The organism is Pelotomaculum schinkii (assembly GCF_004369205.1).
Classification (GTDB): Bacteria; Bacillota; Desulfotomaculia; order Desulfotomaculales; family Pelotomaculaceae; genus Pelotomaculum_C; species Pelotomaculum_C schinkii.
Genome location: NZ_QFGA01000003.1, coordinates 1 through 15,579, shown reverse-complemented (window position 1 = coordinate 15,579; position 15,579 = coordinate 1). Strand labels below are relative to the sequence as shown.

The window sequence follows — 15,579 nt, the reverse complement described above, 5'->3', positions numbered from 1 at the left end:
TAAGTAAACAAAGCCCAAAAAACTCTCGTCAACACCCCTGCACTACCTTGAATTGACAAAGCTAATGGAGATAATAAATAAAGGATGTCGACAATAACCAGTTAGTTTATGAGTTTGTTAATAACCTTCCCTTTAATTTTTGAACTTACATCAGTACTTAGGAAATAATCTTTACATACTTACTAGTAAAGCATATTATTGAAGAGGTGTTTAAAATTTGAAGTGGAAAATAAATATTCACGAGGAACACTGCACAGGTTGCCTTATTTGCCAGATGATATGCTCCTTGGCCAACGATGGTTGTTTTTATCCATCTCATTCCCTAATAAAAGTTCAAAATGATGAAAATGACGCTCATTTTAGAATTGAATTGGACAATAACTGTAATAACTGTGGCCTGTGCGCTAGCTACTGTACCAGCAAAGCTTTATTAAATGAAAAGAGGTAGCTGGGATGATTAAGTTAATAAAAATAGATTTAACCGACAAGAAAGTATCTATTGAAGATACGACTGAACTCCAGCGCGATTTCTTAGGAGGGCTTGGGGTAAACACCAAACTGCTTGTTGAGCTTACACCACCAGGTGCAGACCCATTGGGACCGGACAATAACTTAATCTTTGGAGCGGGTACTTTTGTAGGAACCCTGTTGCCTACTGCCGCCCGTACTGAACTCACTGCCAAATCCCCTCTCAGCAACCGTTTTGGCACCAGTAATAGCGGCGGGCTTTGGGGAGCAGCATTGAAATTTGCAGGCTACAGCCATATTGTGTTGACAGGAAAGAGTCCTACTCCCGTTTATATAACCATAGATAATGACCAAATAAAAATCGAAGACGCGACTCACCTTTGGGGTTTAAATACCTGCGCAACCATGGACTGGATTAGACGAGAAAGAGGGAAGGACTATCAAGTTGCCAGCATTGGCCCGGCTGGAGAAAAGCTTGTCCGTTTTGCCTCAGTACAAAATAATTACCACGGCGCTTGGGGCAGGACCGGCATGGGCGCAGTAATGGGCAGTAAAAATTTAAAGGCGATTGCAGTCCGTGGAAATGGCAAAGTCAAGGTAGCGGATAGACGCTCCTTTGCCAGAATTATGACTGAAGCATTTAAAAAGGTCATTAACCATGAGTCCTTTGGTTACACACATCGCTACGGCAGCATGGTGGTTGCTGACCCTTACAATAAAATTGGCGCCCTTCCAGGATACAATTTTACTCGCGGGTACTTTGAAGACTGGGTAGACACCAGAGGCCGGGGAGTTTTTGAGAGAAAGTATAAAGAAAAGGATTTGGCATGCTTTTCTTGCCCGGTTGCCTGCGCCCATTGGACAAAGGTAAAAAACGGAATATACAAAGGTTATGGTAATAAAGGTTTGGAGGTAAGCTTCGTTTTAGAATTTGGCGCCAAGCTGGGGATTAAAGAAATTGCCGAAATATTAAAATGCGCAGAGGTATGCAATTTATATGGTATGGACGTGGTTTCTGCCTCAGGAGTAATAGCCTTTGCTATTGAAGCAAACCAAAATGGCTTGCTGGGTAATTTAAGCATGGAAGTACCAAGTGTATGGGGCGATTTTTTAGGTATTTTAAAGCTTTTGGAGAATATCGGGCAAAGAAAAGGCATTGGTGATTTGCTCGCTGAAGGTATTAAGAGAGCTTCTGAAAATATTCCAGGCAGCAAACAATTTGCCATGCATATCAAGGGAGTGGAAATTCCTGTTCGAGATCCCCGGGCAAAGTGGGATGTATGGACGTTGGGGTACCTTACCAATACAAGAGGCGGAGATAGTCTGCGGACCAGGTCACCCGTTGATAATTTGTATGGGAAGGAACGTAATTATTTTGAGGAAGAAACTGCTGTTTCAGAAGATACGATTAATAAATTGGACATGCCAAATTTTTTAAAGAAAGAAATATTTGGTGAACCGCCTTTTAAAGTTGATATCCCTAAGATGGCCAGATACTCCGAAGACTTGATTACTATTATTAATTCTACGGGCCTTTGTATTAGGCCGCCCGTCCACAGAGCACTTGGAACAGACTTTTATGCAAGGGCGCTAACAGCGGTAACCGGTCACCCTTACACAGAACAAGATGTTATGAAAATTGCCGCCATTATCTGGGACCTGCAACATCAATTCAATGTACTGGCTGGTGAAAAATTAGAAGATTTTGCTTTCCCGGACCGCTTTTATGAAGAATCGCTAACTATTCAATCGGGAACCAAAGCCCAATTGCCACGTGATATAATTAATGAAGTAGTACATCGTTATTTCAAAGCACGCAAGTGGGACTATGCAGAAGAGGATTTATATCTATGACTGGTTAATATTTTTTTAAATTGACTTGAATATTTTAGCAGGGCTTTGGCATGAAGGTTCAAGGGCAAAACAATTATTAACTCCAAGATTCACGCAGTCAAAGCATAAAGCGTTAGAACTTATAACTCTAACGCTTTTTCTTTTATGTATTATTTAAAATTATTTCCAAGTTTACGACTACTAAAATAATGCTGCCCTATTTGCATTATGAGTTTTACTAGTTTTAATGCATACTATAGAAAAAAGTACTTATAGCTGGAGTAAATTAATTAGTTAAAATTATAAATATAATCACAAACCCATATTTAACTTGGTAATTTTCACATGGTAAAATCAAGTTAAATATAATGAATCGAAAGTACTATCGTATGAAGTATTATAAATTGAAATGGTATTGTTTACAGTACTATTAAATAAAGTAGGCATTTATGCAACTGCGATATATGATTAAAGTCTTTGATCAATAATAAAAATCATAGTATTAGCACAATGATTTCTTGCCCTTAAATTAAAAACCAGGTATCATATTGTTAAGTAGTTATGTTCAAAAATTCACTAAATTAATCCCAAAAAATATTACACTGCTTTTCTTAAGAAAATGTTTTTAAAGAATTAAGCCATATTTGTTATTATCTATATATGTTACAGGATAAAATTGGGAAACACTTTCATTATTTATAAGGGGGAATTAATGATGCACTTATAAATTTATAATAAGCTACTAGTATAAAAGGTCAAAGCCATATGAAAAACTACGTGATTATCAGTAGCCAATCCTACATATTATGGAATTTTTGCCATATCCCAATTTTTTAATCAAGGTTTATGGGGGGGGCTATTATGGAATTACATCAGTTGGAATATGTATTGGCTGTAGCAAAATACAATGGCTTTACACGTGCTGCAGAAGAGATTAAGACATCTCAGTCCTCGCTTTCCCAGCAGATTAGTAAGTTAGAGAACGAATTAGGCGTTAGTTTATTCGCGAGAACAACCCGTTCTGTGCAACTTACCCCGGCAGGAAAAGAGTTTATCACTCACGCCAGGCAAATAATGTCGACAATAAATGAAGCCCAGCGTTGTATAAGTGAATATGCTTCTTTTGAAAAAGGGCATCTTTTACTTGGAATCATCCCCATAATTGGCCATTACCGCATCCCGAACCTGATGGCGTCTTTTAAAAAAAATTTTCCCAGAGTAACACTGAGTCTTCTGGAAGATCAGGATGACGAACTATATGGTATGTTACGTTCCTCCAAAATTGATGCAGCTTTTGTTCATCATGCCGTGACGGATTCCCGGCTCAAATTATATCCCATAGTAACCGACCAAATGGTTGTTGTAACTAGCGAACACCATCCTTTTGCTGGCTGTAAATCAGTAGCCTTAAAAAATTTAAAATATGAAAATATTATTCTGCCTCCTCCCTCGTCCGGACACCATATTGATTTTTGTAACGCCTGCCGGTCTGCAGGCTTTGAACCAAATATACTAATTACCTGCTCTTCCGTAAAAACAATCTTAGGTTTTGTCCGTGAGGAACTTGGAATTGCAGTACTATCATCTGATGTTGCAGCCATGGATTGGGAGCGCGGTATAAGAACCATATCACTAACGCCAATAATCAAACAAAATCTTTATTTAACGACACTAAATAATGCTAATTTACCTCCAGCGCTTAAAGTATTTATAAAGTTTACCTTACAATGGATTGATTCACATAATTGCTAGAAATTATCCCAATTATTCAATTTCCCGTCACAAAACCTAAACTTATTTCAAACTCGTTGCAAATCCAACGCCGCCCATAAACTCTAAAAAAAAGGAAGGCCGCGCCTGAGAGAGCAATGGTGGCCGATTCCAGGTGCAGGTACTGGTGAAGAATAAAGCCCAGGACGGTTAAACCAATAATCCAAAGACATTTTTTCAGCTTGACCCGATCCTTATTTCTTCCTTCTCGTTCATGTTCATGATATTCTTCTGTAAATCCGGGTCACTCACCAACTGCTTTCTGTAAGTACTTTAAGCCAGATCATGTTGGCAATGTGCCCCACGATAATCACGGGGGTCAGGGCAATGACAAAACCCATGAAACCCAGGCCCGCAGCGCTGCCGATCATAATGTTTGGAGGTCACCGATCAGGTGGCAGTACCGCCGATATTTGAGGCGACAACCTCTGCAATCAGGATGTATCGGGCTAATTTTCAGCTACCTGGCGATGGCGAATGTAACCGGAACAATCAGCAGCACGGTGGTGGCGTTATCCAAAAATGCTGATACCACGCTATGACAGTAGCCAAGTAAAGCATTATCTTCACTGGTTCGCCCTTGGCCCACTTGGCCGCCAGGATGGCAAGGTACTCAAAGACTCCTGTTTGCCGGGTAACCCCTACGATTACCATCATACCAATCAAAAGTCCTATAGTGTTGAAGTCAATGGCCTCAACCGCCCGATTCTGGGTGATGATCCCGACCAAAAGTATAACCACCGCACCCACAATGGTACGGTGGATTTTATCTGCGATTAAAAGCACGTAAGTTGCAAGGAAAATAGCGCAGGCCAGGATAATTTGGTTAGTTGATGACAACTCGTTATCCCTTCGCTTTTTACCTTTTAATTTTTTTTATCGCCAGCTCCAGCCCTTTAGGGGTAAGTTCAAACATAGGAAAGATTTTCCTGATGAGAGAAATTGTCTCCGCGCCGTGTATTGTTTCCCATGAAGAGGCTGGGTATGGGTTTATCCAGACCGAGCGTGGAAAGCGTCTGAACAGGCGCTTCAACCAGGTTTGTCCCGGTTCATTTTTAATACCCTCAACGTAGGCAAAGGTGGCGCCGCCAGGATCAGTGAACTCTACCGGCGCCATACAGGCGTCACCGACAATAATCAAACGGTAATCAGAGTTCAGAGTACGTAATATTTTTTCCGTTTGTACAGCGTCCTTATCGTCTATTGCAGGTGCGGTGTATACGTTTTCATAGACGCAGTTATGAAAGTAATAAAACTTTATATCCTTGAAGTGAGTAGCGCTATGGGCTGCTTTAAAAAGACGGGTGCAAATCCGCATATGTCTATCCATCGAGCCTCCCGAGTCCATCATGAGAATTACCTTAATCTTATTGCGACGCGGGCGTTCCCATACCAGTTTTAACCACCCGGCATTTCTGCAGGTGGCATCTATGGTGCCGTTCAGGTCAAGTTCGTCCTTTGGTCCCTCAGTCTTGGTACTTAACTGCCGCAACCTGCGCAGCGCTACCTCAAAATTGCGTACACCGGTGATACTATCTTCCCGGAAATCCCGGTATTTACGTCTCACAGCCACCCTTGCGGCTGAATAGTTTAATGATGTGCCCTCCGTTCTTGTACCTCCAGGGTAAAAACCGGCATGGCCTACTGGTGACATGCCGAGTGTGGCTGCCCATTTCGGACCCGGTTGTTCATTATCTTCTTTTTTTAAACTAATCTCCAACTCCCGTCGCAGCGCTCCCACGTCCAAGCGTGCTATTGGAGAGCGATTCCCGGGAGCCGGTTGCTCGTCTGGCAGGGATTCAAGCAATTCCAAAGCTTGTTCGATAACATCCTCTTTGGTTTCTAACCCTTGAAAATACTTGGCAAAAGCCAGGTCATAGCGATCGTAATGCGCCTCGTTCTTTATTAGCACCGCCCGCGCCAGGTAGTAAAAACCGGTCAGACTGGAGAAAGAAAGGCCCTTGGCCAGCGCTTCCATCAAGGTCAACCATTCATTTAAAGAAACGGGGACTCCTTCATTTTTTAGCTGGTCGAAAAAATTGATAAACAAAAGCCAGCACCTTCCTAAACTTTAACTGTACTGTAGAAAAAAAGACCCCTTACCTACGGCCCCAATCGTGCTGTTGACGCATTACCTTATCGAAATCCTCGTTCTTTTTAAGCAACACCCCGAGGAAGGGCAACTCCAGTCCTAGCCTCTCCGGTTTGATCCCTCCCAACGCCAGAGCTTGTACCCAGTCTAACAGTTCACTGGTGCTTGGCTTTTTGAGAAGACCGCTGACGTTACGTAATTTGTAAAACGCCTCCGTCGCTTCCCGAATTAGACGGTCCTCCAGGTCGGGATGATGCACTCTAATAATTCTTGCCATCATGTTCTTATCCGGAAAGTCGATATAGTGGAAGATGCAGCGTCGCAGGAAAGCATCCGGCAGTTCCTTTTCAGCGTTGCTGGTGATGATCACAATAGGCCTGTTTTTTGCATTGATGGTTTCCCCGGTTTCCGGGATATAGAAATTCATAATGTCCAGTTCCCATAGGAGGTCGTTGGGAAATTCAAGGTCAGCCTTGTCTATTTCGTCAATTAATAGCACTACCTGCTTATCAGAGGTAAAAGCCTCTCCAAGCTTGCCGAGCCTGATATATTGCTTGATATCGGACACGTCCCGGTCACCGAACTGGCTGTCGTAAAGACGCTGCACCGTATCATACATATACAGCCCCTCCTGAGCCTTGGTCGTCGACTTGATATTCCAAACGATGAACTTCAAACCAAGGCTCTCAGCAGCACTTTTTGCCAGCAAGGTCTTGCCTGTGCCGGGCTCACCTTTGACCAAAAGTGGCCGTCCCAGGGCAATAGCGATATTAACACTGTTTTTCAATTCTTCCGAAGCTATATAGTCATCTGTGCCATGAAATTGAAAAAATTTTTCAGTCATGATAACATTCTCCTCTATAATAAAATTAAATAAACACTAAGTTGGGTCACATCCCATTAAGAAAGCCACTTTTCAAGTCTCTTACATTATCATATATACCTATTGACATATCTCTTAAAACTTCTTGCAAGTAAGCCTCCTCTGATTCACGCATATAAATTAAATTTTTGATAAGGGCTTTTTTCTTAAATCGCACGTCGCTGTCATATGCAACGATTTCTTTCATTCTTTTTATGTTTGATTTTACTTTGTTTAGCCTATTTATTAAAGATTCGGCTTTCTCCCTAGGTGTTAGAGCATCAGACGCTTCCAAACCAACGTTCAGATCCAGGTAATACCACTCTATACCAGACAGAAGCCTTTTTGAAGCCTCTTTTAGCGCCGACTTACCGGATTCTGTAATATAGTATCTTATTCTGTCCGGCATTTTACCTTCTTTTTCTTCTTGCGAATAGACCAGCTTTTTTTTCTCTAACCTCCTTAATACCTGGTAGATAGAGGCTAATCCGACCCTAACCCACATCCTTATATTCCGGGAGTCGATTGCCTTATTAATTTCATAGGCATAGGAAGGTTTTTCATTTACTATGTAGAGCAGTATCACTTCTAAATTTGATAATATTTGCACCATTTCAAACACCATTTCGTCAAATTATAGAATGCATTAAAAATCCAGACCATTATTTTAATTTTATCTTACCATTCACAAGTAAATAAAGTGAAATATATGTTTACGATTATATTAATAAGTTGTACTAATTAATATCCTCAACTTGAGTCTAAATTTATCATCAAAACTTTAATTACCCTATAAAACAAGAATAGTTCTTGCTTTTTACTTTATCAAAGGACGGTAAGCAATATTTACATTTTTTCAGGCTTAAAGCCCGGAGTTTATTCTAATAACTAACAGATTATTCAAAATATTTACCTGCGCAAAACTATTTTAAATTCATTATTGGGATAATATCATGAACAAGTTCCGGGATAAAAAAAATTCCCGGCAAGACACCGGGAATATGAAGGAAATTAATTTTCAGGGGGCTCCATATAATCAATCAGGTCGTCAAGAGTAATGCCAGGTTGGTAGGTGAGCAGCCTCTCCCTGACCCGGCAGAGGGCCTCCAGAGTAGGCTGGATCTTCTGCTCTTCCCACCTTTCCACCAACCAGGCAGAAAAACCAATGATCTCGGCAAATTCTTTCAGGTCCCAGATGCCTGTTTGCAGCCTCCAGTACCTGATTTTGTTATGCAGCGGCATTTCAAGCCCTCCCGCCCATTATCTTATGCAGAAAAAAGCAATTAAAGTACTTGTTTTTCCACCTGCAAGCCTTCCATTTAATGATATATCAATAAACTACACCCGCTGAGAAGCAAAACAAATAACCCGCCCATAGCCTTACATGGCGGGTTAGAGTAGCTGAGAAGGGTATGCCGGACTATTTCTCCGGGTTAAAACCTTCCAAAGGGTCCAGTTCCTCCACGCTTCTGCCATAGTAGAGACTTCCTGCTCCCAGAAGGAGGTTGAGTACGGCAAAAAAGAGGTAGACCAGGCTGAGAGCGCTCGTACCTTTTAAAAGGAAATAGCCGGCTAGAAGGAGTAAACCATATATGAAATAACCCTTAGCCTTTTTCCTGGAACTGAAGACTGAATCCTGGAGGGCAGCCAGCACCATTGACGGCTTCTTTGGGACAGTGCGTGGGACAACCTCCGGCCCAGCTTCCGTACTTTGAAAGACGCTGCACCCGGCTTGCCGGGCCAATTCGGCCAAACCGTACCTTGTTACTGCTTTGATCTTAATCCCCTTGCGGGCTGCTTCACCTACGACACGCCTGACACCTGGGGCAAAATCACCGGTTGTCACCAGGAGACCATTGTTGTAACCGGCCAGATGCAGCGCCCCGGCAAACGCCCTTACATCAGCCGGGGTAACTTCTCCTCCCACCTGGTGCAGGCACCAAACCCCCAACGGGACCCCTTTATAAGTTCCTTCCAGGTCAAAACCCTGGTTATCCCCGGCAGGATCCTCTTTTTTCGCTTTGGCCCTTAACTGAAATCCAGGCAGTCTGGTCAGGATATCACATACGTATAAAGGAAACTGACTTTTCGGTTCCATATTAACAATGTCTTCAGAAAATTTTTCACCTGCCAGGTAGAGCTGCTTCTGGAGCCGGCGCCTGCGTTCCTTTAAATGCAGCGCCTTTTTCAGCAGCAAAGCTTCTAAAACCAGCAGCAGCAGGGAGAAGACGGCAGCATTGGCAGGCTGCCCGGTAATGTTGACCAGCAGGAAGAAAGCGACCAGCCCGCTGACCAGCAACCCCACAAGCATATCCAACCTTCTGCCTAAAGCGCTCCTGGTATCTTCCTTTGGTTTCAGGTAAAACTTTGCCGGATTGCTTTTATGCAAGCCTTCACGCCTTTTTCTGAGCCCAAGGAACAATTTGGCGCCACGCAGTTTGATTAACTCACGGACCTTGAAATTCATATGCAAAACCTCCTGTCTACTATTGATTTTGCCCATAATAAAGGAAAATATTTCATGCCGCCCTTTAATTAGGCATGTATCTTTTGTTTTACTTTACGTACGGGATTTTATGTTGTTTAATATTAGTATTATTTCATTTGCACAGGAGGACTACCATGTTGTACGAAAGTACCAGGGGGGAGTTCAGAAAGGTTTCGTCCGCGGAAGCGATTAAGCTCGGCATAGCTCCGGACGGGGGCTTATTCGTCCCCAGTGAAATCAAAAAAATTTCCGCTAGTAAGCTGGCTGAAATGACCGGCTCAACCTATCAAGATAAAGCTGGCATTATATTAAAAGATTACTTGAGCGATTTCACGGAGGAAGAGATCAGAGAGTGCGTTTCTAAAGGCTATGGGCATGCCAGGTTCGACGTACCGGAAATTGCCCCGCTGCGCCAACTTGACAGTTCTCTTCATGTCCTGGAACTGTGGCACGGACCAACCAGCGCATTTAAAGACATGGCCCTGCAGATCCTGCCCCACTTGATGACCAGGGCTGCAGCCAAAACCGGGGAGAAGTCAACCATCGTCATCCTGGTCGCCACTTCCGGCGATACCGGGAAGGCCGCCCTGGAAGGTTTCAGGGACGTGCCGGGCACAAAAATCATTGTGTTCTACCCGCAAGAGGGCGTCAGCCGGATGCAAAAACTCCAGATGGTGACCCAGGAAGGCTCCAACGTGGCCGTGGTCGCCGTACAGGGAAATTTCGACGACGCCCAGACCGGAGTTAAAAGCATCTTCGGGGACAAACAGTTCAACCTGGAACTGAGCCGGCAAAACTACTCGCTCTCCTCGGCTAATTCCATCAACTGGGGCCGGCTGGTCCCCCAAATCGTCTATTATTTTTCTGCCTACCTGGATCTGTTGGCCAGGGGCTGCATTAAACAGGATGAGAAAATAAATTTTGTGGTGCCGACCGGCAACTTCGGCAACATTCTGGCAGCCTATTACGCAAGTCAAATGGGTTTGCCGGTCAATAGACTGGTCTGCGCCTCCAATGCCAACAATGTCCTCACCGACTTCATTCACACCGGCATTTACAACCGGGACAGAGACTTCAAAAAGACCCTTTCGCCCTCGATGGACATACTGATTTCCAGCAACCTGGAACGCCTGCTCTATCATCTTTGCAACCGTGACCCGGCCAGGGTCCGCGGCTGGATGTCCGACTTAAACCAAAAGGGAGTTTACAACATCGACAAAGATACCCGCGCCGGGATCGACCGTATGTTCTGGTCCGCCTACTCGAACGACCAGGAGACTCTGGAAACCATCCGCTCGGTTTACCAGCGTTACGGTTATCTCGTTGACACTCACACGGCGGTAGGCCTGTCAGTCTACCAGAAATACGCAGCTGCGACCGGCGACGTTGCCAGGACAGTCGTAGCTTCAACTGCCAGCCCGTTCAAGTTCAATGAAAGTGTAGCCAGGGCAATTCTGGGTGAGGAAGCTGTAAAGGGGAAAGATGAATTTGAGCTGCTGCAAGCACTCGGGGAAACTAGCGGGGTGGCTATCCCCGGCGGTCTGAGGGGCCTGGATCAAAAACCGGTGCTTTTTAAGGAAGCTGCAGCCAAAGGACAGATGAAGGCATTTGTACGAAAGATACTCAGTGTTTGACCTGTTTACCGATCTGAAAAACCCGGGACATGCCCGGGTTTTTGTTTATTAAATTTCAGCCCTCTTCCCTGCTGCTGGAGTATGAGACACCGCCTACCAACTGGCCGGCAACCGCGGCGCCCAGCGATAAAGGGATGAACCAGACTCTCAAGCCCATGGCAAGCCTCAATAACACGATAAAAGGGATGGAAAAGCGCACCACGCCAGAAACTTGGAACTATCATGTAAACAAGGAAATTACCTGGTTGACTTAGAATATTTCCAGCATACGTGAAGTAAAGGCATCGTTTTTGTCCGGTTTTTCTGGAGCTTTTATTCTGGGTATATTTAATGAAGGAAGGGTTGAATTATGGATTTTACCGGGATGACACTGCCGGAAAGGGCAAACTACTGCCTCAATCTCTACCTGGAGGAAGGGACGGCGATCCCCAAATGCGCGGATCACTTTAATAACAACAAGACTTGTGGTTATATCTGCTGCGGCCACTGCCCCGGCTACACCGGTTGCGACCTGGCGAAGTGCAAACAAGTGTGGATTGATCCGAAGCTGGTTATTGACAACCCCGCGGGAAGGTTGATTTACGTGGTACTTGGCGACGGCAGGCTGGTATCTGGTTCAGTTCCCTGCACCATCAGTGAAATGTATGATGACAACAATTAGATTATTGTCAATACTAACAGCACTCTAATTAAAAGGTAGTGGTACCAGTTGAGTAGAGGGTTCCCGTACATGATTTTAACTGTTTTAGGCTCGGTGGGAGTTTACTGGCTGTGGGCTTTTAAGTTCAACCTGAATGAAAATACGGGGCTGTTGGTCAGTACGCTGACAGCCATGCTCCTGGCTTACCTTTTTTTCAAGCTGAGAAAAAGGTAAGGTATGCCGCGCATATGGATGGATATCCTACGAATATAATCTACTTAAGAAAGAACTTATAACCGATATGATAAAAGCAACCGGAAACCTTGCTCTCGTAGTTGCTCTAACGGCAATAGTATTCCTATCAGGCTGTCAGTTTCGGGGCCACTTCAACCAGCCTCCCGCTGAAAACAGGGAGCTTTCCGTTGAAAAAGGAGGGTCTGCCATGCCGGATACCAACTGGGGAGCGGTTAACGCGCCTGCCACAGTACTCTGGTCCGCACCAGGCAAGTTGCGGGACTATGACGAACTGATTTTACGGGAGAACAACGACCCGGCCGGCTGGTCTGCCGGTATGGACCCGGCGCTGCGCCTCTGGCTCGTCGGTAAGGCAGATACAATGGCGCTTTATGGCGAGCCGGTAGTCATCCTGGAACGCCATGGCGCATGGCTTAAAGTTGCAGCAGTTGAACAAAAAACCAGGCTTAACGGACAAGGTTACCCCGGCTGGGCGCCGGCTGCGCATATTGTCAACAGCCCTGCCTACCTTGATGCTCTGAAGAATCTTCCCAGAATTGTTGTGGTTAAAAAAACAGCTCCGATTTACCTGGACGAGGCGCTTACCCAGGCTGCCGGTGAAGCGCCTTACCAGACCAGGCTGCCCCTGTTGCGAGAGAATAGCGGGTTCGTAGAGGTCCGCCTTCCCAACGGCGGGAACGGGTACCTGGCCGGAGAAGACGTCAAAGCGGAATCTGCTTTGACCTTTTCCCGCTCCGGTATCGTCAGTGAGGCCAGGAAATTCTTAGGGCTCCCCTATCTTTGGGCCGGTACCGCCTCTTACGGGTTTGATTGTTCCGGCTTTACCATGCGGCTGTACCAGTCACAGGGCATAACCATACCGCGGGACGCCGACGAGCAAGCGCTTGCAGGGACAGCCGTTGCCAGGCAGGACCTGCTGCCGGGTGCTCTGCTCTTCTTCGCTGCCAAGGGCGGCGTGGGACAAATTCACCACGTGGGTATGTACATCGGCGACGGCATGATGATTCACTCGCCCAACAGCACTTCGACGGTACGGGTAGAAGCTATGGACAGTGGTCCTTATGGGGATGAATACTGGGGAGCTCGCCGTTACTCGCCATAGCGGTTTGTAAGGCATTCTCCGCACTGGTTTTGAGCCAAAAAAGCAGCCGGACTGACCCCGGCGATTATTCTGGAGGCGTTAGGCATGAAAAAGCTGAAAAGAAAACGAATTAGACCGTCCCTTGCCCCCGGCAACAAGGAAGCCCTTGAAAAGAGCGCCAGTAAAGAAGAAATCCAAACAGGCAATTACACCCGGGTGACCACTCTGTCCTATGACGAAGTGGATCCAAGTTAGAAGCACCTTACCAAGTCCCCCAAGGCGCCGGTTTACCGGCGCTGATTTTTAATCTTGCACCTCCCCCACCGGAGCAGCCTATGGGCTTGTCCAACCCGGCCGGCTGTTGTAAACTTGATAGTTGAAAGGGGAGAGCAACATTGGTCCTGTTGCAGGCGGTACAAATAGCAAAATCTTTCGGCGCTCATAAGGTCTTTTCCGGTCTCAGCCTTACCGTACAGGAAGGCGAGAAGGCCGGTATTGTCGGAGTCAACGGAGCAGGCAAATCAACCCTTTTAAAGATATTAACCGGCCACCTGGCGCCGGACACGGGGGAAGTGACCAGAGTCAGGGATTTGTCGTTGTCCTACCTGGCCCAAGGTGGCGGTCTGGATTCGGAAAAAAGCATTTGGAACGAGATGCTGACTGTTTTCACACCCCTTATTGACATGGAAAAACAAATCAGGGATATGGAAAAACAGATGGAGGACGCCTCACCGGTTGATGAAAGCGTCAACCGGCAACTACTGGAGAACTACGACAACCTCTCGGCGCTTTATAAGAGCCGGGGAGGTTTCACCTATGAGGCCAGCATCCGCTCGGTCTTAAGCGGGCTCAAATTTTCCGATATGGACCTGGCTACTCCGGTCAACACGCTGAGCGGCGGGCAAAAGACCCGGCTGGCCCTTGCCCGCTGCCTGCTGGGGGAACCAGATTTATTAATATTGGACGAGCCCACTAATTACCTGGACATGGACAACCTGGCCTGGTTGGAGCAGTACCTGCAGTCCTACAGGGGAGCGGTGCTGGTGGTATCTCACGACCGCTACTTCCTCGATGCCCTGGCTAAAGTTATATATGAACTAACCCCTGCCGGGCTAACCCGCTATACCGGCAACTACAGCGCGTTTATTCAACAAAAAGCCGTTTTGCTTGAGCAGCAGCTAAAAAACTATACCCGGCAGCAGAGTGAAATTGCCCGCCAGGAGGAGTTCATCCGGCGCAATATGGCCGCCAAGGATACCACCAAAAGGGCTCAGAGCCGCCTCAAGTCGCTGGAAAAGATGGAGCGTCTGGAACGCCCGGGCCAGGAGCGCCGGGTAGCCCTATCCTTTAACGTTGTGCGGCCCAGCGGCATGGAGGTGCTGAAGGTTCAAAACCTCGGCGTCGGTTATACGGATCTCACCCTGGCCCATGGCCTGGATTTTCAAATCAACAGGGGCGAGCGGGTAGCCCTGGTCGGCCCCAACGGGATCGGCAAATCCACCCTGCTCAAAACCATTGCCGGCCTGCTCCCTTCTCTGGAAGGGCAGGTAACACTGGGCAGCCATGTTCAGATCGGCTATTACGACCAGGAGCAGCAAGGGTTGAGCGGGGACAAGCAGGTCCTCCACGAGCTCTGGGACCGGTATCCCAGCCTGGACGAGGTGGATATCCGCACGGTGCTTGGAAGATTTCTGTTCCGCGGCGACGAGGTCAAAAAGTACGTGAGAGACTTAAGCGGCGGTGAAAAATCCCGGCTCACCCTGGCAGCCTTAATGCTGCAGAAGGCCAACTTATTGCTTCTGGACGAGCCGACCAACCACCTCGATCTGCCTGCCAAGGAAGTACTGGAGGAGGCTCTTGACGGCTACCCCGGCGCTATCCTGTTTGTGTCACACGACCGGTACTTTATCAACAAAACGGCAACCAGGGTGCTGGAACTCACAACTGACGGCCTGTCCAGCTACCTTGGGAACTACGATTATTATCTCTTTAAAAAATCAGAGCGGGAACAGCTAGAAAACGAAAACAGGTGTACCTCGGCTGAACCGGCCAGAGAAGAAAGCGCTGAAAAAAAACAATATCTCCAGAAGAAGGAAGAAGAGCGGCAAAAACGCATGCGCCGCCGCCGGGTTGAGGACCTTGAGCAGGCAATCGCCGACCTCGAAGAGAACATTTCGCGCCTTGAGGCGGAACTGTTCCTGCCTGAAGTCTATCAGGACTACCAGGCCTGCCGGAAGAGACAGGAAGAGATCGAAGAAGCCCGCAGGCAGCTTAACGACCATATGGAAAAATGGCTCAGCCTGGTGGAAGGTTAAGACATCAGCGGGAACAGGGGGAGTTGGAAGCAGGGGGAGTTGGAAGCAGGGGGAGTTGGAAGCAGGGGGAGTTGGAAGCAGGGGGAGTTGGAAGCAGGGGGAGTTGGAAGCAGGGGGAGTTGGAAGCAGGGGGAGTTGGAA

The 15,579-nt window shown here is 46.5% G+C and carries 14 protein-coding genes and 1 pseudogene; 9 read left to right on the top strand and 6 right to left on the bottom strand.

The window, feature by feature from the left end; genetic code table 11:
* Positions 1 to 453: 453 nt before the first annotated feature.
* Together Psch_RS16150 and Psch_RS16145 are read left to right on the top strand one after the other, a co-directional pair.
* Positions 454 to 2,322, top strand: coding sequence for an aldehyde ferredoxin oxidoreductase family protein (locus Psch_RS16150; RefSeq protein ID WP_190258899.1), 1,869 nt, complete (start codon positions 454 to 456; stop codon positions 2,320 to 2,322).
* A gap of 840 nt (positions 2,323 to 3,162) precedes the next feature.
* On the top strand, positions 3,163 to 4,053 hold the full coding sequence (locus Psch_RS16145; protein ID WP_190258898.1) for a LysR family transcriptional regulator: 891 nt from the start codon (positions 3,163 to 3,165) through the stop codon (positions 4,051 to 4,053).
* Between the two features lie 91 nt (positions 4,054 to 4,144).
* Here the strand turns inward: Psch_RS16145 and Psch_RS16140 are convergent.
* From Psch_RS16140 to Psch_RS16115, 6 genes and pseudogenes are all read right to left on the bottom strand, one after another.
* Positions 4,145 to 4,911: pseudogene (locus Psch_RS16140) on the bottom strand (ArsB/NhaD family transporter); the annotation flags it as partial.
* A 19-nt stretch (positions 4,912 to 4,930) separates the two neighbouring features.
* Positions 4,931 to 6,121, bottom strand: a complete 1,191-nt coding sequence (locus tag Psch_RS16135; RefSeq protein ID WP_190258897.1) for a vWA domain-containing protein — start codon at positions 6,119 to 6,121, stop codon at positions 4,931 to 4,933.
* 49 nt (positions 6,122 to 6,170) lie between these two features.
* A complete protein-coding gene (locus Psch_RS16130) occupies positions 6,171 to 7,007 on the bottom strand; it encodes an AAA family ATPase (protein WP_190258896.1) in 837 nt (278 codons plus the stop codon).
* A 46-nt stretch (positions 7,008 to 7,053) separates the two neighbouring features.
* Positions 7,054 to 7,638, bottom strand: a complete 585-nt coding sequence (locus Psch_RS16125; protein WP_190258895.1) for a PadR family transcriptional regulator — start codon at positions 7,636 to 7,638, stop codon at positions 7,054 to 7,056.
* Positions 7,639 to 8,036: 398 nt separating this feature from the next.
* Complete coding sequence (locus Psch_RS16120; protein ID WP_134219954.1) at positions 8,037 to 8,267, bottom strand: helix-turn-helix domain-containing protein; 231 nt, start codon at positions 8,265 to 8,267, stop codon at positions 8,037 to 8,039.
* A gap of 178 nt (positions 8,268 to 8,445) precedes the next feature.
* The gene (locus Psch_RS16115) at positions 8,446 to 9,492 is read right to left on the bottom strand and encodes a restriction endonuclease (RefSeq protein ID WP_190258894.1); all 1,047 of its coding nucleotides are present in this window, start codon (positions 9,490 to 9,492) and stop codon (positions 8,446 to 8,448) included.
* A gap of 155 nt (positions 9,493 to 9,647) precedes the next feature.
* On the opposite strand from Psch_RS16115, the gene thrC reads away from it, so the two are divergent.
* The 7 genes from thrC to Psch_RS16080 all read left to right on the top strand — a co-directional run bounded on the left by thrC (position 9,648) and on the right by Psch_RS16080 (position 15,438).
* Positions 9,648 to 11,147 (top strand): threonine synthase, encoded by a 1,500-nt coding sequence (gene thrC / locus Psch_RS16110; protein WP_190258893.1) that lies wholly within the window; start codon positions 9,648 to 9,650, stop codon positions 11,145 to 11,147.
* 41 nt (positions 11,148 to 11,188) lie between these two features.
* A complete protein-coding gene (locus tag Psch_RS16105; protein ID WP_190258892.1) occupies positions 11,189 to 11,401 on the top strand; it encodes a hypothetical protein in 213 nt (70 codons plus the stop codon).
* 95 nt (positions 11,402 to 11,496) lie between these two features.
* Positions 11,497 to 11,808 (top strand): hypothetical protein, encoded by a 312-nt coding sequence (locus tag Psch_RS16100; RefSeq protein ID WP_190258891.1) that lies wholly within the window; start codon positions 11,497 to 11,499, stop codon positions 11,806 to 11,808.
* A 69-nt stretch (positions 11,809 to 11,877) separates the two neighbouring features.
* Positions 11,878 to 12,021, top strand: a complete 144-nt coding sequence (locus Psch_RS16095; RefSeq protein ID WP_190258890.1) for a hypothetical protein — start codon at positions 11,878 to 11,880, stop codon at positions 12,019 to 12,021.
* Between the two features lie 208 nt (positions 12,022 to 12,229).
* Complete coding sequence (locus Psch_RS16090; RefSeq protein WP_190258889.1) at positions 12,230 to 13,144, top strand: C40 family peptidase; 915 nt, start codon at positions 12,230 to 12,232, stop codon at positions 13,142 to 13,144.
* Between the two features lie 84 nt (positions 13,145 to 13,228).
* Positions 13,229 to 13,378: a hypothetical protein gene (locus Psch_RS16085; RefSeq protein ID WP_190258888.1), complete on the top strand. Its 150-nt coding sequence runs from the start codon at positions 13,229 to 13,231 to the stop codon at positions 13,376 to 13,378.
* A gap of 140 nt (positions 13,379 to 13,518) precedes the next feature.
* Positions 13,519 to 15,438 (top strand): ABC-F family ATP-binding cassette domain-containing protein, encoded by a 1,920-nt coding sequence (locus Psch_RS16080; RefSeq protein ID WP_190258887.1) that lies wholly within the window; start codon positions 13,519 to 13,521, stop codon positions 15,436 to 15,438.
* The last annotated feature ends 141 nt before the right edge of the window (positions 15,439 to 15,579 follow it).

What these genes read in the sequence shown, in the direction of transcription:
- Psch_RS16150 (WP_190258899.1), top strand. Translation starts at nt 454, where the DNA reads ATGATTAAGTTAATAAAAATAGATTTAACCGACAAGAAAGTATCTATT.
- Psch_RS16145 (WP_190258898.1), top strand. Translation starts at nt 3,163, where the DNA reads ATGGAATTACATCAGTTGGAATATGTATTGGCTGTAGCAAAATACAAT.
- Psch_RS16130 (WP_190258896.1), bottom strand. Translation starts at nt 7,007, where the DNA reads ATGACTGAAAAATTTTTTCAATTTCATGGCACAGATGACTATATAGCT.
- Psch_RS16125 (WP_190258895.1), bottom strand. Translation starts at nt 7,638, where the DNA reads ATGGTGCAAATATTATCAAATTTAGAAGTGATACTGCTCTACATAGTA.
- Psch_RS16120 (WP_134219954.1), bottom strand. Translation starts at nt 8,267, where the DNA reads ATGCCGCTGCATAACAAAATCAGGTACTGGAGGCTGCAAACAGGCATC.
- Psch_RS16115 (WP_190258894.1), bottom strand. Translation starts at nt 9,492, where the DNA reads ATGAATTTCAAGGTCCGTGAGTTAATCAAACTGCGTGGCGCCAAATTG.
- thrC (WP_190258893.1), top strand. Translation starts at nt 9,648, where the DNA reads ATGTTGTACGAAAGTACCAGGGGGGAGTTCAGAAAGGTTTCGTCCGCG.
- Psch_RS16100 (WP_190258891.1), top strand. Translation starts at nt 11,497, where the DNA reads ATGGATTTTACCGGGATGACACTGCCGGAAAGGGCAAACTACTGCCTC.
- Psch_RS16095 (WP_190258890.1), top strand. Translation starts at nt 11,878, where the DNA reads ATGATTTTAACTGTTTTAGGCTCGGTGGGAGTTTACTGGCTGTGGGCT.
- Psch_RS16090 (WP_190258889.1), top strand. Translation starts at nt 12,230, where the DNA reads ATGCCGGATACCAACTGGGGAGCGGTTAACGCGCCTGCCACAGTACTC.
- Psch_RS16085 (WP_190258888.1), top strand. Translation starts at nt 13,229, where the DNA reads ATGAAAAAGCTGAAAAGAAAACGAATTAGACCGTCCCTTGCCCCCGGC.